Genomic DNA, 20,832 nt, shown 5'->3' with positions numbered 1-20,832 from the left:
CATACGGGAGCGGCGCCTGCTTTGGATGGCGGCGCCAGAACGCCGCAGGGTCATCCCAAACGTAGGTAACCCATGTTTCCGGAAAGATAAATCCGTAATGCGGAAATATTAACGTATTTATTCCACACGCTGTATTATTGCTGCGGCTATAGTCCAACCAGCCAAGGCCGCACCGGCGGACCAGCAACGTCGGCGAACAAAGGGACCCCATGGAAGACCCCGCGCAGGACACGACCCGCCCGCTGCAGGACACCGGAACATCCGTCACGGACCCAGCCTCCCGGCGCCGCGGCCGGACCGACCGCACGCCCGCAGGCCGGACTCCGGCCGCGGAAACCGGCATCGCCGTCCTGCTCGGCATCGCTGCCGCACTCGTGGGACTCGCTCCGTGGCTGGTTACGGGAGCCCGGCTCCCGCTGCAGAATCTGTGGGCCAGCGACGCCCTTCCGGCGGACATGCCCCTCACGTTCCTGCCGCTGAGCCAATACCGGGGTACAACCATTGTGGCGCTCTTGACCGTTGGCGCCGCGGCCGCGGGCTTGGCCCTCCGCGTCTGGAAACCGGGCCGCCGCGGCCTCACTACGGCCGGCGCCCTGTCCGGCGTGCTGCTGGTCCATACAAGTGCCACCATTCAGTCATTCAGCGCACTCAACGGTGGATTGGCGCCCGAATCCAGCTCAGCCCTGTACTTCGCCGGCCTGCTGGGCGGCACCATCGCAGCCATAGCTGCCGGCGTCTTGGCGCTGCTGATGCTCGCCGCAAGATCCCGCGCCGTGGCCGCGCTGGGCGTCGGCTTCATGGCCGTGCCCTTCGCCTCCTGGCTGGCCGCCGCCACCACCTTCATGGCGGGCGCGGACGCCGTCCCCGCCCCGATCAGCATGGCGTGGCGCTGGCTTCCGGCGGTCCTGGTTGGCGTGGCCTTGGCGTGGTGTGGATTCAGGCCGCTCGTCCGGCTCCTGGTGTGGGCAGCCGACGCAGCCCTGCTCTGGCTTGTCCCAGCGCTCTTCACCAGCGTGAACTACGTCCTCGGGACCCGCGTCTACCTTGGCGACTTCCAGGAGATGGCCATGCTGTCGCGCCAGATCCTGGCGGCTACCCTCGGGCCGGCGGGCGGAGCCGGGCCCAGTATCCTCGTGGCCCTGGGCATCGGGACTGCCGGAGCAGTGCTCCTCAGCATCCGGGACAGGAAGAACGTGCGGCAGGCAAGCAGCGAGGCCGGCGGCGGCCGCACGGCGTAGCGCACCGCGCCCTCACTCTGCAGCGCCCAGGCTCGCTTCATGCACCACGGCACCGGTCGCCGTCGTATCTTCCCGCAGCATCCAACCAACCCGCTTGACCGTCCGCAGCATCACCGCGCTTTCGACGATCTCGATGCCGGGCACCTTCTGCTGCAGCGCCAGCTCGGCCGACATGATGTCGGCGAGCGAGTGCAGCCACATGATGATCACGAAGTTGGTGGGTCCCGTGGTTGAGGCACTCAGCCTGACGTTGCTGATGGTCCGGATTTCCGCCGCCGCCGCATCGTGGCCGCCGGCCGGTACGTTGACAAACCATTGGCACGTCACCGGGAACGACGAATAGCGCTGGGCGATTTCGCAGCGGAAGGACAGGATGCCGCTGGCCAGCACCCGGTTCAGCTGGCGCTGCGTCGTGGCCGGGTGGCGGCCCAGCGCGCGGGCAATGTCCGCGGCGGTGGCGCGGCCGTCCCTGGCCAAAAACGGCAGGAGGTCGAGGTGGCTCTCCGGCAGCCGGCCCGCGGCCGGACCCGGTTCGGACATGGGCTGGGTACCGAGCGCCCGGAGTGCAGCCAGCTGAGACCGGCTCAGGACGTTCAGCCTCCAGTCGTCCCCGCTGCTGTGCAGCCGCGTGCAAAGGGCCACCTGGTACTTGGTCAGGCCCTCGATGGCCTTGAGCCTGGAGATGATCTTGGCGCTGAATTCCTCCAGCGAGCGGGTGATGACGGTCAGCATCAGGTCCCGGTTGCTGGCCGCCTCTTCCACGGTGACGATCTCCGGGACGGCTGCCAGCTGGGCTGTGACGCTTTCGCGCCGGGTCATCTCGCAGTCCACCGCAACGTAGGCCAGGAGCATCTGCTTCGGATCCCCGGCAAGGTGGGCAGTAACCCACGATGCGCCGCTCGACGTCAGCCGCTCCCAGCGGGCGGCCAACGTGGTGGGGTGTACGCCGAGGACCTTGGCAGCATCCGCCCAGCCCAGCCGCGGGGAGGCCTGCAGGACCTGAATCAGGGCAAGATCGTCTTCGCTCAGCTCTTCCGACACAGCTCTTCCTTTGCGTGAATCCTGTTCCAAAGCGCGGCTTCGAGCATAATTCCAGCGGTTTCGCTGAGTGTGAACCACGCCACTCCAGAATAGTCCACAAGCCCGAATGCCAATTGCCAAGGAGTGCCACGTGCCCACGACCGCCGACGCCACGGACCTGCAGGAAGAGCTCATCCGCCTGCGCCACGACCTTCACCGCCAACCGGAAATCGGGCTCCAACTCCCCCGCACCCAGGAGAAGGTGCTCCAGGCATTGGACGGACTCCCCCTTGAGATCACGCTGGGCAAGGACACGACGTCGGTCACCGCAGTCCTGCGCGGCGGGCACCCCGGAGGGGAGTCCGTTGGCCCCCGCCCCGCAGTCCTGCTGCGCGCCGACATGGACGGACTGCCGGTGCAGGAGAAGACCGGCGTCGACTTTGCGTCGCAGGCGGACGGGGCCATGCACGCCTGCGGCCACGACCTGCACACTTCCATGCTCGTGGGAGCCGCAACGCTCCTGGCCGACAAGAAGCACCTGCTCGGCGGCGACGTCGTCCTCATGTTCCAGCCGGGCGAGGAAGGGTTCGACGGCGCAAGCTACATGATCCGGGAAGGCGTCCTGGACGCCGCCGGAACCCGCGTCCAGGCAGCCTACGGAATGCACGTGTTCTCCGCACTGGAGCCGCATGGCACCTTTTGCACCAAGCCCGGCGTCATGCTCAGCGCCTCGGACGGGCTGGAAGTCACGGTCCTCGGAGCCGGCGGCCACGGTTCTGCGCCGCATTCGGCCAAGGACCCTGTCACCGTTGCCGCCGAGATGGTGACCGCCCTGCAGGTGATGGTCACCCGGCAGTTCAACATGTTCGATCCCGTGGTCCTGTCAGTGGGCGTGCTGCATGCCGGCACCAAACGGAACGTCATCCCCGAATCGGCCCGCATCGAGGCCACCATCCGGACCTTTTCCGACGCGTCACGCCACAAGATGATGGACGCGGTCCCGCGCCTGCTGAAGGGGATCGCGGCAGCGCACGGGGTGGAGGTGGCCGTCGACTACCTGCAGGAATACCCCCTCACCATCACCAGCGAGGACGAAACACGCACGGCCGAGAAGGTGATCACCGAACTGTTCGGCGAGCGCCGGCTCTCACGCTGGGCAACCCCGCTCAGCGGCTCCGAGGACTTCTCCAGGGTGCTGGCCGAGGTGCCCGGCACCTTCGTGGGCCTCAGCGCCGTGGCCCCCGGCGGCAATCCGGCCACCTCACCGTTCAACCACTCACCGTACGCAACGTTCGACGACGGCGTGCTGGCTGACGGGGCCGCGCTGTACGCGGAACTCGCCATGTCGCGGCTGGGTGCCCTCGCCCCGGCCTCCTAGGCTCCGACACCAGCGCAACCTGCCTCCCCCAAACCCAACCGACCAGGAAGAACACCATGTCCGTCGCAGTAAGCAAGCCCCAGACTGGACGCATGTCCACCGCGAAAACCATCGTTGGCACCGGCATCGGAAACGCCGTTGAGTGGTACGACTGGGCAATCTATGCCACGTTCACCCCCTTCATCGCCAGCCAGCTCTTCAGCAAGGAAGACCCGGCATCGGCCGTGTTGTCCACCCTGGCGATCTTCGCCGTCGGCTTCGTGGCCCGGCCGTTCGGCGGGTTCCTGTTCGGCTGGATCGGCGACCGGGTGGGCCGGAAGACTTCCATGACGCTCGCCGTGGGCCTTGCCTCGCTGGGCAGCCTGATGATCGGTGTTGCGCCAACCTTCGCCAGCGTCGGCGCGTTCGCGTCACTCATGCTCCTGGTGGCACGGCTGGTCCAGGGCTTGGCCCACGGCGGGGAGTTGCCGTCCTCGCAAACGTACCTGTCCGAAATGGCACCCAAGGAGCACCGCGGATTCTGGGCCACGCTGATCTACACGTCCGGAACCGTGGGAATCCTGTTCGGCACCCTCCTGGGGGCTGTCCTGAACATGGCGCTGACCACGGAGGCGATGAACGCCTGGGGCTGGCGGATCCCGTTCCTGATCGGCGCGGCCATGGGCCTGTACGCATTGATCATGCGGTCACGGCTGCATGAAACCGAAGCGTTTGAGGGGGCAGCCACGGCCAAGCGGGCCGCGATCTGGCCGCAGATTGTCCGCTACCGCAAGCAGGCGCTGCAGGTGGTCGGCCTGACCGTTGGCCTTACGGTGATCTACTACATCTGGGGTGTGGTGGCGCCAAGCTACGCCACCACGGCGCTGAAGATCGACCGCGGCGAGGCACTCTGGGCAGGCGTGGCCGCCAACATCGTCTTCATCGCGGCGTTGCCGGTCTGGGGCAAGCTCTCAGACCGGATCGGCCGCAAGAAAGTCCTCTGGGCCGGGGCCATCGGCGCAGGGATCATGCACTTCCCGATGACGGCCCTGCTCAAGGACTCCGCCTGGCAGCTGGCGGTGAGCATGTCCGTCATGCTGGTCTTCATCGCCGCCAGCGCAGCGATCGTTCCGGCTGTCTACGCCGAGCTGTTCCCGACGTCGATCCGTACCGTGGGGGTGGGCGTCCCCTACTCCATCTGCGTGGCGGTCTTCGGCGGCACCGCCCCCTACCTGCAGCAGTGGCTGGGGTCCTCGCTGGGCGCACCGCAGGTGTTCAACGTCTATGCGGTGCTCCTGCTGGTGATCAGTGCGGCCTTCGTGTTCACCATCCCCGAAACCAAGGGCAAGGACCTGACGCACTAGAACCCCGGCGGAAGGTCCCCGGTGGCCGGTACCGGCACCGGGGACCTTGTGCTGCACCGGAGGTTTCCCTACTGGCCCGCCGGCCCCGTAACAGCCCGGACACCTACTGACGGGGTTGCCCTGACAGCGTTGGCTGCCCTGTCGGCGGCCACCTGGGCTTCGGTTCCGGAGTCAAGGATCGTATTGCGGGTGGATCCGGCATCGACCTGTACGGCCGTGACGGCGAGCCCGTCGGCAGCGTCCGTGGCGAGGAGGGCGTCCACCTGCGCCTCAAAGCAGGAGTCGCTCGAGGTGGCATTGACGTCGAGGGCAACCACATGGTTGTTGGAGACGAAGTTGGCTGACCCTTCCACCAGCCGAATGATCACCGGGGTGGCGCCCTCCGGCCGGATGGTCTGCGAATCGATGACTTCGGAGAAATGGTTGCCGATAATCGAATTGTTGTTGCCACTGACGGACAGCAGCCCGTGGAGGTCATCCAGCCCGTTGCCGATCCCCAGGAAAGGCGTCCAGGGCTCGTGGTCGCGCAGGAAATGGTTGGTGGCCACAAGGTTCTCGGAACTGCCTTCCGCAAGGACCACCATCCCGGGGTAGAAGGAATGCAGCCGGTTGTTGCTCACGCTTGACCGCGTGACCGCCCTGAGGTGGACGCTGCTCGCACCCCGGGGAAAGACGTTGTTGGCAGTGACCAACAGTCCGCCGTGGTTCTCGGCATAGATTGAATAGCCCTTGAAACCGGCTCCCACCAGGTTGTCCGTGATCTTCGATGCCTGTCCCCAGCCGCGCAGTTCGATGCAGCTTCCGCATTCAGCGATGAAGTTGTCGTGGATGGACAGTGCGTCCGCGTTGTGAATGGTCAGTGCGTTCTCGAGATAGACGAACCCCATGCCGTTGATGCGGAACGAATCGTTGGCGCTCGCCACGTAGATGCCGGTTTTGCCGTTGACGTAGGTGTTCTCCGGGTGAAGGCCCGAACCGTCCTGAACGAAGTGCAGGCCGTCGATGCAGAAATTGGAGAACTCCACGGAGCTGATCCGCGGGCTGCCGTCCCGCTTTATGAGGAAGGCGGCTCCCGCTGCGTCCCCTGCCTCACCACCGGAAACGAGGTCCACGAGGATCCGGCTGCCTCCCGGCCACAGTTCGTGCAGGTCGGGCCATTCGCCTTCGGGAACATTGAATCGGATGCTCGATGACGTGAAGCCGTGTCCCGAACCTTGGATCTTGAGGAAGCTGACGTCGATCACCACTTGGGTACGGAGCCGGTAGTCTCCGGGCGGCAGGTAGATCACCGCGCCCGGCTTTCCGCCGTGGTCCACATCGGTGGCGGTCTGCCGTTCCTTGACGTCCGCGATGATGCTGTTGATGACTTCCCCGACGTCCTGGGCCGGGTTTCCGATGGGCCACGCCGTCACGTCGTAGTAGTTGCTGCTGGACATAGCTTCTTTCCTTGGTGTTCTCACTGGTTCGCCGGCTGGTGTTGAGGCGCGTCTGACTGCAGTTCATCCAATGTTGGCGGTTGGGCACCGGGGCGGCCAACCGTGATGGCGGCGGCCTTTGACGCCATCCGTCCCAGCGCTTCGAGGACTGACGGCGCCAGTCCGTCTGCGCCGCGCATCAGGAGCCCGTAGATCAGGGCGGACATATAGGAGTCGCCGGCCCCGATGGTGTCAGCCACCGCGGCGGTGACCGGGGGAACCAGCACTTGGGCGTCCCGTGTTGCCAGCATGGAGCCGTCCGATCCCTTGGTGATGGCGACAAGCCCGGCGCCCAAGGCCAGGAGATGGCGTGACACTTCCTCCAGTGGCCGCCGCGGATAGAGCCAGTGTGCGTCCTCGTCGCTGAGCTTGACCACTTCGGTGAACGGGATGAGTTCCTCGAAGGTGGTCTTCGCCTGGACGTGGCTGCCGAGCAGCGCGGGGCGGATGTTGGGGTCGTAGGTCACAACGCAGCGCCGGTGTGATTGCTCAAGGAGGTCCCGGACTGCTGCCGCCCCCGGCGCCAGGAAGGAGGCGATGGAACCGGTGTGCAGGATTTTGGGCAGCGTGGCAGGCGCCGTTCGTGGCAGGTCCCAGTGGATGTCGAAGTTATACCGGGCTGATCCATCCGCAGCCAGGACGGCGGTGGCGGTAGCGCTCGTGCCCGGCCGCCTGGAACCGGGCAGTAGGCCTACGCCGGCGCTTCGAAGGTGTTCTTCGATGGCCGTTGCATGGCGGTCCACGCCGATCGAGGTGAGGAGTGCGGTATCGACGCCCAGGCGGCCGAGTCCGTAGGCGACGTTTGCCGGTGATCCGCCCGGATGTTCAGCCGTGCCGTGGGCTGAGGCGACAATGTCCACCAAGGCTTCACCGACCACGATCACGTCCGGACCGGAACCACCGTGGAGGTGCGGGGCTGTTGACATTCTGGACCCTTCCTTAGGTAAGTGATGAAACCGCGAGGTGCAGCACGGTTGCCTGGCCCCCGTCGGCCGAGAGCCAGGTCTGCAGGTGCCCGGCGCCAGGGAAGACGAGGTCGGTCATCACCACCTTGCCCCCCTGTGCAAAGACCTCCACGGAGCAGTGGTCGACGACGATCTGCAGCTTGAGGACACCGTCTTCCAGGACCAGCGGGGCTGATTCGACCGAGGCGAACTTGGCATGGAAGCCGGTGTCGCCTGAGTGCCGGCGGTCAAGGCTGAGCCGGGCGCTGGCTGTGTCGTAGCTCAGGACGGCGCCCGTCGTCCGGTCGCTGCTGCAGAAGATCCGAACCTCGATCCGGTCAGCACCGCCAGGGGCAAGCTCGGCCTCGATGATTTGGGCGGCGCCGGGGATTGCGTCCGGCAGCCGCAGGCCTGCGGCGTTCAGCTCACGCAATCCCGCGTCCGTCAGCTCTGTGGCACGCGGGAGCCTTCCCTCCTGGCCTCGCCCTGCCAGGACTGGTTGCTGGACCAGGCGGGCGGAGCCGTTGACCGTGGCGAGCCGCAATTCGCGGGCCAGGGTCATGGACGACCGCCAGGGTGCGGTGGGCAGTTCGTTGGCGTAATCCCAGTTGTTCATCCAGCCGATGACGATGCGGCGGCCGTCCGGGGCGTTGCTGAAGGAGACAGAGGCGTAGCAGTCGCGTCCCCAGTCAAGCCAGAGGCATTCCCGCAGCGCCGCCGCAGCCTCCGAAGGGTCCGGGACGGTACGCAGCCCGGCCGGAGCCACGAGGGAACCTGCGTCCGGAACGAACCGGGCGCCGTCGAACTGGCCCACGAAGTACTGGCCGCCGGACCCCCCTGCCACTGCGCCGGGGTTGACGTTGACGATCAGGACCCATTTGGTGTTGCCCGGATCCCCGTCCACAGCGAGGGGAAAGAGATCGGGGCACTCCCAGTCACCGGCGTCGGCGTTGGCCGGGCCGAAATCGCTCAGGAAATCCCACGACTTGAGGTCGTCCGAACGGTAGAAGACCACCTGCTGGTGATGCGCTTCGACCGCGACCATGACCCAGTACGAGCCCTGGTCCCCTTGGTAGCGGAACACCTTGGGATCCCTGAAGTTCGCCGAATTCCTGGTGAGGACAGGGTTTCCGTCGTATTTCTGCCACGTCATGCCGCCGTCGGTGCTGTACGCAAGGGACTGGGCCTGCGTGCCGTTCAATTCTGAGGCGGCTTTGAAGGCACTGGTGTAGATGGCCACGAGTGCGGGCTGCTCCGCAGAGCCAAAGCCGGCCGTGTTGCCGTCGTCCACCACGACGCTGCCGGAGAAAATGTCCTCCTCGTCGTCGCAGGCGATGGCAACCGGGTGTTCAGTCCAGTGCAGCAGGTCGGTAGAGGTGGCGTGGCCCCAGGACATGTTGCCCCAGACGTTGCCGAACGGATTGTTCTGGAAGAAGAGGTGGTACTTGCCGTCGTGGAACACCAGGCCGTTGGGATCGTTCAGCCAAGTGTCCCTCGCCGTGAAATGGATGGCTGGACGAAACCTGGCGGTTCCGGCCGGTGTTTCCGGGCGTGCGGCATCAAGGAAGGTGGACATGTTGGTGCGGTCCTCCGGGAAGTGGAAGGGTTGGCTGCTCAGTGGCGTGGGGCCGCGATGGAATCGCGGCGTACCAGCGGGCAGCCCAGGATGGTCGGATGCAGTGCCATGAGGGAAAGGTCCGTCTTCCCCTCGACGGCGTCAATCAGGTGTTCGGTTGCCCAGGCGCCCATCTCGTAATGGGGCAGTGCGACGGTGCTGAGGCCCGGGTGCAGGTTCGCGGCGATGAGTTCCTGGTCATCAAAGCCCACCACGGAGAGGTCGGACGGGATGGAAAGTCCCAGCTCCGCGGCGGCCCGGTAGGCGCCCATCGCCATGCGGTCGTTGTAGCAGAAGAGCCCGGTGGGGCGGTCGTCGCGGGCCAGGATGCGCAGGGCCGCTTCGTAACCGCCCTGGACCTCCGAGGCCGCCGCCTCCACGGGCGCCGTGCCGCCATCGAGCCCTGCCTCATCGAGTGCGGCCCGGAAGGCGTGGAGCCGTTGCCGTGTCGCCGGGACATCGTCGGTGTTGTTGAGGAAGCCCACACGCGTGTGGCCGGCCTCGAGGAGCGCACCCACAGCCGCGCGTGCGCCACCTTCTTCGTCCGGAATCACGGCTGTGATGTTGCCGTCCGTGGCCACCGAGTCAACCAGGATGGAGGGCACGCTGCCCAGGTTCGCCGGCAGCTTCACGGTGCGGTGGTACATGGTGGCGTAGAGGATCCCGTCCACCCGGCGCTCCAGGAGGGCCTCAACATCGGCCTGCCTCGATTCGAGGCTGGCGGAACCGGAGGTGTTGATGATCATGAGGTTGTACCCCCGGGCCTTCGCGGCCTCATCGGCACCCAGGATGATCCGGCCGGCGTGGGGCGTGGTGGCGATATCCTCGCTCACCAGCCCCAGCATCCCGGTCCGCTGGGTCCGGAGGGCCTGCGCAAGCCGGTTGGGGCCATAACCCAGCTGCTCGGCGGCGGACCGGACCTTGTCCCTGGTTTCGGGGCTGATCCGGGCATAGGACACCTCGTTGAGGACGTGGGAAACAGTCGTCACGGACACGCCGGCGGCTACGGCCACGTCCTTGATCCCGATGTTCCTGTTACTCATCTGCGTCCCACGTCCTTATGGTTGGTGATGCCCCTGGGGGTTACCAGTAGGCTACTCGTTGCTGGTGGTCTAACCCTTGACGGCGCCGAGCGTCATGCCCGCCACGATCTTGCGCTGCAGCAGCAGGGTCAAAAGGATGACCGGGATGGAGTAGACGGCGGCCAAAGCCGTCATGGAACCCCAGTCCAGGCCAAATTGGGTCTGGAAGTTCGCGATGACCACGGGCGTTGTCTGGGAACGGATGGCCGTCATCAACAGGGCGAAAAGGAACTCGTTCCAGGACGCCAGGAAGGCGAAGATCGCGGTGACGGCGACACCGCCGGACACCACGGGGATCACCACCCGCCACAACGCGCCCAGCCTGCTGCAGCCATCCACGGTGGCAGCTTCTTCCAGGTCTTTGGGCACCGCCTCGAAGAAGCTGGACATGAGCCAGATCGAGAGCGGCAGCGAGATGGTGGTGTGCGCGATGGACAGGGCGATGGGGGTATCGGCAAGGCCCATTGACGCCATCATGGACGCCAGCGGGATGCCGATGGCCACCGGGGGCACCATCCGGGTCACCAGCGCGGCCATGATGAAGATCCGGCCGCTAAGGGTCTTGTACCGGGTGATGCCATAGGCCGCCGGTACCGCCAGCACAAGGGAAAGCAGCGTGCTGATCACCGCGGTCTGGATGCTGTTGATGAACGAGGCCGGGACTCCGTTCCGGCCCAGGGCATTGGCGTAGTTCTCCAGGGTCCACTCCCTGGGGAGGATCGTGGGTGGAACCGCAATGGTGTCGATGGGGGTCTTGAACGACGTGAACAGCAGATACAGGAAGGGGAAGCCGTACAGCACCATGGCCGCCGCGAGCAGGATCCAGAGCAGGGTGCGGGTCCCTCGCCTGCCGGCTTCCAGTCCTTCCCGGTTGACGCCGCGCCGTTTGCGGGGCTGGACAGTGCCGGTCTGCGCCGAAGGTGCCGGCGCCGCCTTGTGCCGCGTTCCGCCGTCGTACGTGATTCGTTCTGCGGTGCTCATCAGGTGTCCTTTCCGGGCCGCCAGATGGTGGCCACCGCGAAGAATGCGACGGCGAGCATCGCCAGCAGGTAGATGGTGCCCATGGCACTGGCCAGGCCCGGATCGCCAAAGCGGATCATGGTGCGGTAGATCAACAGGCTCATGGTCTCGGAGGCCGACTGCGGGCCGCCGTTGGTCTGGATGAGGATGGTGTCGAAGGCCCGGGCAGCGTCAATGCCCCGGACCACGAGAGCCACGGCGATGACCGGCCGGAGGAGGGGAAGAATGATCCGGAACAGGAGCGCGGGGGCGCGGGCACCGTCCAGCCGGGCCGCCTCGATGAGGTCCCCGGGAATGTTTTGCAGTCCGGCGAAGAGCACCAGGCACATGAACGACGTGGTGAGCCAGATGTCCGGGATCGCCACCGAAAAGAGCACGATGTTTGGGTCCGACAGCCAGCCGATCTGGTTGGGGTCGGAGAGGATGCCGGCTTGGTGCAGGAGGGTGCCAATGAGCCCGAAGTTGTCGATCATCAGGAACTTCCACAGCAGGCCGGCCACGATCGGGGCGATCATGAGCGGATACATGAATACGGTCCGCCAAATCTGGGAGCTCCTGCCCAGCATGGTGAAGAGCAGTGCCATGCCAAGGCCAAGTGCGAATTCGAGCGTGACCACAACCAGTGTGTAGGCCAGCGTCCGCCATCCGGCGCCGGTAAAGGCCTCGGAGGCGAAGGCCCGGACGTAGTTGTCCAGGCCCACAAATTCGCGGGGGCCGCCGGCGATCGGGGAGATCTTGAAAAAGCTGTCCGCGACAAGGCGGAACAGCGGGAAGGCGACAAAAACTGCCAGGAACAGCGCCGCTGGTGTCATCAGGAACAATGCGAAGCGGCGATCGGAGATACGCACGGTTTTCTCTTCCGCTGGTTGGGGCCGCGGCCGGCGCCGGTAGTTCAGGCGCCGGCCGCGGGGGTCTTACTTAAGGAGATCCTCGATCTGCTTCTTGGCATCGGCGAGGAGGGTTGCGGAGTCACCACCGGCAACAGCCTTCTGAAGCATGGGAACCAGAACGGTGTCCACGATCTGCTGCCACTTCTCGGTAGCAGGTCGCGTGGCAGTGGCCTTGCCGTTGAGGGTTTCAATCAGTGGCTTGAAGCTCTCGTAGCCGGGCATGTCCTGGTACTTCTCGAAGGCAGAGATGCGCGCGGCCAGGCCCAGGTTGGATTCGATGCCTTTGTCGTTGTAGTCGTAGGCGCACTTCACGAATTTCTTGGCGGCGTCCGCGTTCTTGGTGGCCTTCGGGACGGTCAGGTACCAGGGTCCGGGGACGCCGCCGATGCCGGCCGAGCCGGCGATCATCGGGGCAGCGCCAACCTTGCCTGCAACCGGGGAGTCCTTGGGGATCTGGCGGTAGGCGTGGGCCCAGAACCGGGTCATGGCGGTCTTGCCCTGGTTGAACAGGTTTTGCGCGGCAGCCCAGTCCACCTGGGCGGCCCCGGACGGGGCGTCCTTGACCAGGCTGGTGTAGAAGTCCAGGGCTTCCTTGTGGGCGGCGTTGTCGATGACCACCTTGTTGTTAGCGTCCAGCACCATGGGCGAGCCGGCCTGCAGCACGTGGGCGAGCCATTCGGTTTCCACGCCGCCCTTCACGTCCGTACCGAACATGCCGTCCTTGGTGAAGAACGCGGAAATGTCCTGGTACTGCTTCCAGGTGGTGGGAGCCGCCAGGTCGTAACCGTACCTCGCTTTGAAATCGGCCTTGTTCTTGGCATCTTCGAAAAGATCCTTGCGGTAAAGGATGATCTCGGCGTTCGTCCAGGCGGGCATGCCGATGAAGTGGCCGTCAACGTTGGCTTCCTTCACCAAGGCCGGGAAGATATCCTTTTTGGCTTCATCGGTAAAGAGTTCGTCGATGGGCTGGACCGCGTCCTTGAAGCTGGGGAGCCAGACTGAGTCCAGGGCGGCGACGTCGAAGGAAACGTTGCCGGAGGAAAATTCGCTGGAGAGCCGGTTGAACATGCCGTCATAGGGCAGTTCGACGAAGTTGACGTCGACGCCGGCTTCCTTCTTGCACTGTTCGGCGACGCCGGTCAGCTCGGCGTGGCCGCCGGCTTCGACCAGGACGTTGACCGTGTTGGTGCCGGCACTTCCCGACGTGGCGGCCGGGCCCCCTGCGCCGCACCCGGAGGCGACCAGGGCGACAGCGGTGCAGATGCCGCCGATGGCGAGCCTGTTGATGAATTTACGAGTGGACATCGCTGTCGACTCACTTTCTCTCGAACGGAATGGTGAGAATGAGCTTGGGGTGAAAAATCGTTTTGCCAAAACGACTTGGCAACACTGTAGGACCCCATTCCGTGGAGTGTCAAGTGTCACACCAGCTGGAAATTCGGCCATTGACGCAGCTCGGGATCCGGACCTAGTTTGGTTCTCACTGCCGAGAAGAATCGTTTTGGCGCGCGTTGGCAGGACGGCTGCAGCGCGCGTCAACTACCAGAGACGCGCCACATGGAAGCTCCGTCAGGCAGCGACCGGCAACACGAGGAGGTATCCGGCCGGCAGCCCGCTGCTCCAGCGCCGCGGCTCGCGGATCACGAATTGCGTCGCCAGCTGCTCGGGACTGAGCAGGCTGTTGGGCGCCGGCGATGGCCCCCACTGCGTACTGCCGTAGGGATAGAGGGGATCAAGGACGTGTATGCCCGTGACGGAGAAGTCGGCGAACTGCCGGGGGTCGCCCAGCGACTCAAAGCCGCTCATCACCCAAGCATGGCGGCCACTCCACATGACCAGCCCCACCGGCCTTCCCGTCTCGGCCATGGCGCGCGCGGCAGTGCGGAGCGCCTCGCCATAGTCCGGGATGCTGACCACCCGATAGGGACCCATTCCCGATTCGGTCAGCACTTGCGCCCAGCCATAGGGGTTGGCGCCATTGAACGAGTCGAACGAGCGGGCGCGGGCCATCTCCCACAAATCGCTTTGCTGCGCCCTGTCAGCCCAGCCGCTTCCCCCGGTGTCGTCGATGAGGTTATGGGCCATCTGGATGCTCGCGGCAACACACCAGTCGAAGGTGTACTGGGGAACGAAGTCACCTTCCCGGTACAGGTTCAGGGCGAAGGGCTGCGGAGCCGGGGTCGGCTCGGCAGCCGGTGAAGAACCAGGCGTCGATGCCGTCGCGGGCGCAGGCGGCGGAGTCGGGGCGTCGCCGGCCTCCGCCACCGCCAGGCCGGCAGACGCCGTTCCGGATGGTGCAGCCGTTGACACAGGCTCCGTAGCCGCCTCCGGAAGGCCCGTCGTCGGCGTGCAGGCCGTAAGGAATCCGGCCAGGGCGACCACCCAAGCCAAAACGCGCAGGCGGGCACCGGCCATGATCGATTGACTCCATCCCTGAGGAGCGGGCTTACCTCCTTCCAGTGTCCTGCCCACGGCGCCCCTTGACTACCCCACCCCAGGATCCCTACACTTTTCATAAAGCAGAATCTAAATTCCACAAAGCGGAAACGGTGAAGACCGGGAAGCAAGGGAAGATAGATCAAAGCCCCTCCTCGGAAGGACCTACGATGACGTACACAGTGAACTGCTCCATCCTCCTTACGGAGCTGCCCCTGCTCGAGCGCCCGGCGGCCGCCAAGGCAGCCGGCTTCGACGCCGTCGAATTCTGGTGGCCCTTCGAAACCTCCGTCCCGGCCGACAGCGAGATCACGAAGTTCGAGAACGCCATCACGGATGCCGGCGTCCAGCTCACCGGCCTGAACTTCAACGCCGGCAACATGCCCGCCGGTGACCGCGGCCTGGTTTCCTGGAAGGGACGCTGCTCCGAGTTCAAGGACAACATCGACGTCGTCACCGGCATCGGCGAACGCCTGGGCTGCAAGGCCTTCAACGCCCTCTATGGCAACCGGCAGGACGAATTCACCCCTGAGGAGCAGGACGAGCTCGCCGTCAAGAACCTGGCGGCGGCAGCCCAAGGGGTCGCCCGGATCGGCGGCACCGTCCTCCTCGAACCGGTCAGCGGCGCACCCAAATACCCGCTCCTCACCGCCAACGACGCACTCAACGTCATCTCCCGCGTCAAGGAAGAGACCGGCGCCGGGAACATCAAGCTCCTCGCCGACTTCTACCACCTGGCCGTCAACGGCGACGACGTCGAATCCGTCATCGAAAAGCACGCCAAGGACTTCGGCCACATCCAAATCGCTGACAACCCCGGCCGTGGCGCCCCGGGCACCGGCACCCTCCCCTTGGGGGAATGGATCGCCCGCAGCCGCGAACTCGGATACCAGGGGTACATCGGCCTCGAGTACAAGGAACCACAGGAAACCGCCTTCAGCTGGGCCATCCGCGAACACGTCGCCCGATAACCACCGCCGCACACACGCAAGACCCCCAAGACTTCAGAAAGAGAACCATCATGAGCAACGTCGCAGTCATCGGACTCGGAATCATGGGCCTGCCCATGGCCATCAACCTGGTCAAGGCCGGCCACTCCGTCACCGGTTTCAACCGCAGCCAGGACAAGATTGACAAACTGGTCTCCGAGGGCGGCACGGGCGCCTCGAGCATCGCGGACGCCGTCAAGGATGCCGACGTCGTCATCACCATGGTGCCGGACTCCCCCGACGTTGAAGGTGTGGTCAGCGGCAAGGACGGCGTCTTCGCCAATGCCAAGCAGGGCGCCCTGTGGATCGACGCCTCCAGCATCCGTCCCGACGTCGCCGTCCGCCTCGCCGCAGACGCCAAGGAAGCCGGCATCCGCCCCCTCGACGCCCCGGTCTCCGGCGGCGAACAGGGCGCCATCGACGCCGTCCTCTCCATCATGGTGGGCGGCGACAAGGCAGACTTCGACGACGCCCAGGACGTCCTGAACGCCGTTGGCAAGACCATCGTGCACGTGGGACCCTCCGGCTCCGGCCAGACCGTCAAAGCTGCAAACCAGCTGATCGTCGCGGTCAACATCGAGGTCCTCGGCGAAGCCATCGCCTTCCTCGAGGCCTACGGCGTGGACACCGACGCCGCCCTCAAGGTCCTCGGCGGCGGCCTGGCCGGCTCCAAGGTCCTGGAGCAGAAGGGCCAGAAGATGCTGGACCGCAACTTCGACCCCGGCTTCCGCCTGGCCCTGCACCACAAGGACCTGGGCATCGTCACCTCCGCCGCCCGCGAAGCCAACGTGGCCATCCCGCTCGGCGCCATCGCCGCCCAGCTCGTCGCCGCCACCGTCAACCAGGGCGACGGCGCACTGGACCACTCCGGACTCTTCAAGCAGGTCCTCCAGCTCAGCGGCCGGAAGTAGCCACTCCCCGCGCAGCCGGGACAAAAAGCGCGGAAACAAGCACTTAAGCAGGGAGCCCGCCGTCGTGGATTACGACGGCGGTCCCCCCCACCACACCCAAAAACAGGTTTCGACAGGCTCAACCACCGGGCCCGACCACAAGCTTTCAAGGAGCACCCCATGAGCAAGATGCGTACCGTTGATGCAGCGGTGGCCATCCTGGAAAAGGAAGGCGCCATCGAGGCGTTCGGCCTGCCAGGCGCTGCCATCAACCCCTTCTACTCGGCCATGCGCGCCCACGGCGGCATCCGCCACACCCTGGCCCGCCACGTCGAAGGTGCCAGCCACATGGCCGACGGCTTCAGCCGCGCCAAGGACGGCAACATCGGCATCTGCATCGGCACCTCCGGCCCCGCCGGCACCGACATGGTCACCGGCCTCTACGCCGCCTGGGCCGACTCCATCCCCATGCTCTGCATCACCGGCCAGGCACCCGTGGCCAAGCTGCACAAGGAAGACTTCCAGGCCGTGGACATCGAGTCCATCGCCAAGCCCGTCACCAAGATGGCCATGACCATCCTGGAGCCCGGCCAGGTTCCGGGCGCCTTTCAGAAGGCCTTCCAGCTGATGCGCTCCGGCCGCCCCGGCCCGGTTCTCCTGGACTTGCCCATCGACGTGCAAATGGCCGAGATCGAGTTCGACATCGATACCTACGAGCCGCTGCCTGTCGAGAAGCCGAAGGCCTCCCGCAAGCAGCTGGAAAAGGCCCTGGACATGCTCCTCGCCGCCAAGCACCCGCTGATCGTGGCCGGCGGCGGCATCATCAACGCCGGCGCCTCCGCGCAGCTGGTGGAACTGGCCGAAACCCTCAACATTCCGGTCATCCCCACCCTGATGGGCTGGGGCACCATTCCGGATGACCACCAGCTGATGGCCGGCATGGTGGGCCTGCAGACCAGCCACCGCTACGGCAACGAGAACTACCTGCAGAGCGACTTCGTGATCGGCATCGGCAACCGCTGGGCCAACCGCCACACCGGCGGCCTGGAAACCTACACCGCCGGCCGCACGTTCGTGCACATCGACATCGAACCCACCCAGATCGGCCGCGTATTCTCCCCTGACCTGGGCATCGCGTCCGACGCCGGTGCGGCGCTGGCCGGGCTGGTTGAGCTCGCCAAGGAGCGCAAGGCCGCCGGGTCCCTGCCGGACTACAGCGCCTGGGTTGCCGAGTGCCAGGACCGCAAGGCCTCCCTGCACCGCAAGACGCACTTCGAGAACATCCCCATCAAGCCGCAGCGCGTGTACGAGGAGATGAACAAGTCTTTCGGCCGCGACACCGTCTACGTATCCACCATCGGGCTTTCGCAGATCGCCGGCGCGCAGATGCTGCACGTGTTTGGCCCGCGCAAGTGGATCAACGCCGGCCAGGCAGGGCCCCTGGGCTGGACCGCCCCGGCAGCCCTCGGCGTCGCCCGTTCCAACCCGGAGCAGACCGTGGTGGCCCTGTCCGGCGACTACGACTTCCAGTTCATGATCGAGGAACTGGCCGTGGGCGCGCAGTTCAACCTCCCGTACATCCACGTGGTGGTGAACAACTCCTACCTGGGCCTGATCCGGCAGTCGCAGCGCGGCTTCAACATGGAGCAGAACGTCTCCCTGGCGTTCGAGAACATCAACAGCGCGCACCTTTCCGAGGACACCCGCGGCTACGGCGTGGACCACCTCAAGGTGGCCGAAGGACTGGGCTGCAAGGCTGTCCGTGTGGAGGATCCCAGCGACCTCGCCGCCGCATTCGACAAGGCCAAGGCTTTGATGGGCGAGTTCCAGGTTCCCGTGGTGGTGGAAGTGATCCTCGAGAAGGTCACCAACATCTCCATGGGCATGGAAATCAACGCCGTGAACGAGTTCGAGGAACTGGCAGAGTCCGCCGCTGACGCCCCCACCGCCATCCTGGCACTGCAGGCGTAACCATGCGGATCGTGATTGCCCCGGACAAGTTCAAGGGATCCCTGTCCGCCCCGGAGGTGTGCAGGTTCCTCGAAAAGGGCCTGCAGCGAGGCACAGGCGGCAACCTTGACGTCGTCCGGATTCCGGTGGCCGACGGCGGCGAGGGCACCCTCGACGCCGCCGTCGGCTCCGGCTTCACCCGCCGGACGGCAACGGTCACCGGTCCCACCGGCCAGCCGGTGGAAGCGGACTTCGCCGTCCGCGGGCACGAAGCGGTCATTGAGATGGCCACCGCATCCGGGCTCGCCCTGGTACCGCGGACCAGCAAGGGCGCTCGGCCGGACGCGGCAGCAGCCACCACGGCGACGTCCCTGGGGACCGGCCAGCTGATCCGGGCAGCATTGGACGCAGGCTGCCGCCGGATTGTGCTGGGCGTGGGGGGCAGCGCGAATAACGACGGCGGCGCGGGACTCCTGCAGGGACTCGGCGCCCGTCTCCTGGACAGCAGGAACAACGAACTCCCACCCGGCGGCGCAGCCCTCGCCAACCTGCACAGCATCGACTTCACCGATTTTGAACCGCGCTTGGTGGACACCCGCTTCGTGCTGGCATCCGACGTGGACAACCCGCTGCTGGGCGCCCAGGGCGCCGCGGCGGTCTTCGGCCCGCAAAAAGGTGCCACCCCACAAGACGTCGGCATGCTCGACGCCGCCCTGGCCAGGTTTGTCGAAGTCCTGGCCAGGGAAATCGGATTCCGCGCCGTCAAGGCCGCCGAGGCTCCCGGAGCCGGGGCGGCCGGCGGCGTGGGCTACGCCGCCATCGCCGTCCTGGCCGCAACGCGGAGGCCGGGCATCGACGTCGTCCTCGAATTCACGGGACTGGCGGACCGCTTGACCGGCGCCGACCTGGTCATTACCGGCGAGGGCAGCCTGGACGAACAAAGCCTGCTCGGCAAGACCCCCATGGGTGTTGCCCGGGCCGCGGCGGCGCAAGGCGTTCCGGTCGTCGCCGTCTGCGGCCGGACCACCCTGGACCACGGGCAGGCGTCGGCCGCAGGATTCGACGATGTTTACGCTTTGACGGCGCTCGAATCAGATGTAAACAGGTGCATAGCAGAGGCAGGGCCGCTGCTGGAGCAGCTGGGCACCCAAATCAGTGCGGGGCTGGCGGCCAACAGGCCTGCCACCGCAAGTACCAAGGAGGACCTCCGTGTCTGAAGAACGTTTTGACCTCGTCATCCGGGGCCGGCGCATCCTGACCACCGCCGGGATTGCCCCACGCGAGGTGGGCGTCCGCAACGGCAGGATCGTGGCCCTCGAACCGCTCGGCAACGGCCTTGCCGGCGCCGAAGTCATCGAACTGGCTGATGACGAAACGCTGCTCCCGGGCCTGGTGGACACGCACGTCCACGTCAACGAGCCCGGCCGCACCGAATGGGAGGGCTTCGCGTCCGCCACCCGGGCCGCGGCAGCCGGCGGGGTGACCACCATCATCGACATGCCGCTGAACTCCGTCCCGCCCACCACCACGGTGGAAAACCTCAAGCTCAAGCGCGAGGTGGCCGAGGACCAGGCGTTCATCGACGTCGGATTCTGGGGTGGCGCCATCCCCGGCAACAAGGCCGACCTGCGCCCCCTGCACGATGAGGGCGTCTTCGGCTTCAAGTGCTTCCTCCTGCACTCCGGCGTGGACGAGTTCCCGCACCTGGACGCGGACGAGATGGAAGAGGACATGGCCGAGCTGAAGTCCTTCGACTCGCTCATGATCGTCCATGCCGAGGACTCGCACGCCATCGACCGTGCCCCGCACCCCGGCGGCGACCACTACTCCACCTTCCTGGCCTCCCGCCCGCGCGGCGCCGAGAACAAGGCCATCGCGGAAGTCATCGAACGGGCCCGCTGGACGGGCGCCCGGGCACACATCCTGCACCTGTCGTCGTCGGACGCACTGCCCATGATCGCCAGCGCCAAGCGCGACGGCGTCAAGCTCACCGTGGAGACGTGCCCGCACTACCTGACCCTGATGGCGGAGGAAATCCCGGACGGCGCCACCGCCTATAAGTGCTGCCCGCCCATCCGGGAGGCCTCCAACCGGGAGCTCCTCTGGGAGGGGCTGCAGGACGGCACCATCGACTGCATCGTCTCTGACCACTCCCCCTCCACCCTGGACCTGAAGGACCTGGAGAACGGCGACTTCGCCGTCGCCTGGGGCGGCGTCTCCTCGCTGCAGCTGGGCCTGTCCCTGATCTGGACCGAGGCGCGGCAGCGCGGCATCCCGCTGGAGCAGGTAGTGTCCTGGATGGCTGAAAAGCCCGCCAACCTGGCCCGCCTCGGCAACAAGGGCCAGCTGGCCCTTGGCTACGACGCCGACTTCGCCGTCTTCGCCCCGGACGAGGCTTTCGTGGTGGACGTCTCCAAGCTCAAGCACAAGAACCCCATCACTCCCTATGACGGCAAGGCCCTGTCCGGCGTGGTCCGCAAGACCTTCCTCCGCGGCGCCGTGGTGGACGGCCAGACCCCCACGGGCAAGCTGATCCGCCGCGGCGGCGTATAAGGACCGGCC

The 20,832-nt window shown here is 66.0% G+C and carries 17 protein-coding genes; 8 read left to right on the top strand and 9 right to left on the bottom strand.

The genetic code is table 11. The features are described from left to right. The first annotated feature begins 209 nt into the window (after window positions 1-209). Window positions 210-1,238 (top strand): hypothetical protein, encoded by a 1,029-nt coding sequence (locus DC347_RS12135; protein ID WP_109045618.1) that lies wholly within the window; start codon window positions 210-212, stop codon window positions 1,236-1,238. A gap of 12 nt (window positions 1,239-1,250) precedes the next feature. Here the strand turns inward: DC347_RS12135 and DC347_RS12130 are convergent, their stop codons facing one another. Next, window positions 1,251-2,279, bottom strand: coding sequence for an Lrp/AsnC family transcriptional regulator (locus tag DC347_RS12130; protein WP_109045617.1), 1,029 nt, complete (start codon window positions 2,277-2,279; stop codon window positions 1,251-1,253). 130 nt (window positions 2,280-2,409) lie between these two features. Here DC347_RS12130 and DC347_RS12125 point away from each other — a divergent pair, with 130 nt between their 5' ends. Together DC347_RS12125 and DC347_RS12120 are read left to right on the top strand one after the other, a co-directional pair. After that, entirely contained in the window at window positions 2,410-3,636 is a 1,227-nt protein-coding gene (locus DC347_RS12125) for a M20 family metallopeptidase (protein WP_109045616.1), read from the top strand. Between the two features lie 56 nt (window positions 3,637-3,692). Next, window positions 3,693-4,979: an MFS transporter gene (locus DC347_RS12120; RefSeq protein ID WP_018760873.1), complete on the top strand. Its 1,287-nt coding sequence runs from the start codon at window positions 3,693-3,695 to the stop codon at window positions 4,977-4,979. Window positions 4,980-5,047: 68 nt separating this feature from the next. Here DC347_RS12120 and DC347_RS12115 read toward each other — a convergent pair whose 3' ends face one another. The 8 genes from DC347_RS12115 to DC347_RS12080 form a co-directional block, all read right to left on the bottom strand. Further along, on the bottom strand, window positions 5,048-6,415 hold the full coding sequence (locus DC347_RS12115; RefSeq protein ID WP_109045615.1) for a NosD domain-containing protein: 1,368 nt from the start codon (window positions 6,413-6,415) through the stop codon (window positions 5,048-5,050). Window positions 6,416-6,435: 20 nt separating this feature from the next. Beyond that, window positions 6,436-7,380 carry a carbohydrate kinase gene (locus tag DC347_RS12110; RefSeq protein ID WP_109045614.1) on the bottom strand — a complete coding sequence of 315 codons (945 nt, stop codon included), beginning with the start codon at window positions 7,378-7,380 and terminating at the stop codon, window positions 6,436-6,438. Window positions 7,381-7,393: 13 nt separating this feature from the next. Beyond that, window positions 7,394-8,974, bottom strand: a complete 1,581-nt coding sequence (locus DC347_RS12105) for a glycoside hydrolase family 32 protein (RefSeq protein ID WP_109045613.1) — start codon at window positions 8,972-8,974, stop codon at window positions 7,394-7,396. A 38-nt stretch (window positions 8,975-9,012) separates the two neighbouring features. Further along, complete coding sequence (locus DC347_RS12100) at window positions 9,013-10,056, bottom strand: LacI family DNA-binding transcriptional regulator (protein ID WP_018760869.1); 1,044 nt, start codon at window positions 10,054-10,056, stop codon at window positions 9,013-9,015. 69 nt (window positions 10,057-10,125) lie between these two features. Then, window positions 10,126-11,076 (bottom strand): carbohydrate ABC transporter permease, encoded by a 951-nt coding sequence (locus DC347_RS12095; RefSeq protein WP_109045612.1) that lies wholly within the window; start codon window positions 11,074-11,076, stop codon window positions 10,126-10,128. Further along, window positions 11,076-11,963 (bottom strand): carbohydrate ABC transporter permease, encoded by an 888-nt coding sequence (locus DC347_RS12090; RefSeq protein WP_109045611.1) that lies wholly within the window; start codon window positions 11,961-11,963, stop codon window positions 11,076-11,078. The genes DC347_RS12095 and DC347_RS12090 overlap by 1 nt, the downstream gene beginning before the upstream one ends. 66 nt (window positions 11,964-12,029) lie before the next feature. Next, on the bottom strand, window positions 12,030-13,310 hold the full coding sequence (locus DC347_RS12085; protein WP_018760866.1) for an ABC transporter substrate-binding protein: 1,281 nt from the start codon (window positions 13,308-13,310) through the stop codon (window positions 12,030-12,032). A 264-nt stretch (window positions 13,311-13,574) separates the two neighbouring features. Next, on the bottom strand, window positions 13,575-14,420 hold the full coding sequence (locus DC347_RS12080) for a hypothetical protein (protein ID WP_109045610.1): 846 nt from the start codon (window positions 14,418-14,420) through the stop codon (window positions 13,575-13,577). 191 nt (window positions 14,421-14,611) lie between these two features. On the opposite strand from DC347_RS12080, the gene DC347_RS12075 reads away from it, so the two are divergent. The 5 genes from DC347_RS12075 to allB all read left to right on the top strand — a co-directional run bounded on the left by DC347_RS12075 (window position 14,612) and on the right by allB (window position 20,823). Beyond that, entirely contained in the window at window positions 14,612-15,412 is an 801-nt protein-coding gene (locus tag DC347_RS12075; protein ID WP_109045609.1) for a hydroxypyruvate isomerase family protein, read from the top strand. Between the two features lie 50 nt (window positions 15,413-15,462). Then, on the top strand, window positions 15,463-16,341 hold the full coding sequence (locus DC347_RS12070; RefSeq protein ID WP_018760864.1) for a 2-hydroxy-3-oxopropionate reductase: 879 nt from the start codon (window positions 15,463-15,465) through the stop codon (window positions 16,339-16,341). Between the two features lie 159 nt (window positions 16,342-16,500). Then, complete coding sequence (gcl, locus tag DC347_RS12065) at window positions 16,501-18,291, top strand: glyoxylate carboligase (protein WP_109045608.1); 1,791 nt, start codon at window positions 16,501-16,503, stop codon at window positions 18,289-18,291. 2 nt (window positions 18,292-18,293) lie between these two features. Continuing rightward, the gene (locus DC347_RS12060) at window positions 18,294-19,487 is read left to right on the top strand and encodes a glycerate kinase (protein WP_109045607.1); all 1,194 of its coding nucleotides are present in this window, start codon (window positions 18,294-18,296) and stop codon (window positions 19,485-19,487) included. Further along, window positions 19,480-20,823: an allantoinase AllB gene (gene allB, locus DC347_RS12055; RefSeq protein WP_109045606.1), complete on the top strand. Its 1,344-nt coding sequence runs from the start codon at window positions 19,480-19,482 to the stop codon at window positions 20,821-20,823. Before DC347_RS12060 ends, allB begins: the two co-directional genes overlap by 8 nt. Window positions 20,824-20,832 lie beyond the last annotated feature (9 nt).

The sequence above is a fragment of the Pseudarthrobacter sp. AG30 genome (genome assembly GCF_003116525.1).
Lineage (GTDB): Bacteria > Actinomycetota > Actinomycetes > Actinomycetales > Micrococcaceae > Arthrobacter.
This window is presented reverse-complemented; position numbering and strand designations above follow the sequence as displayed.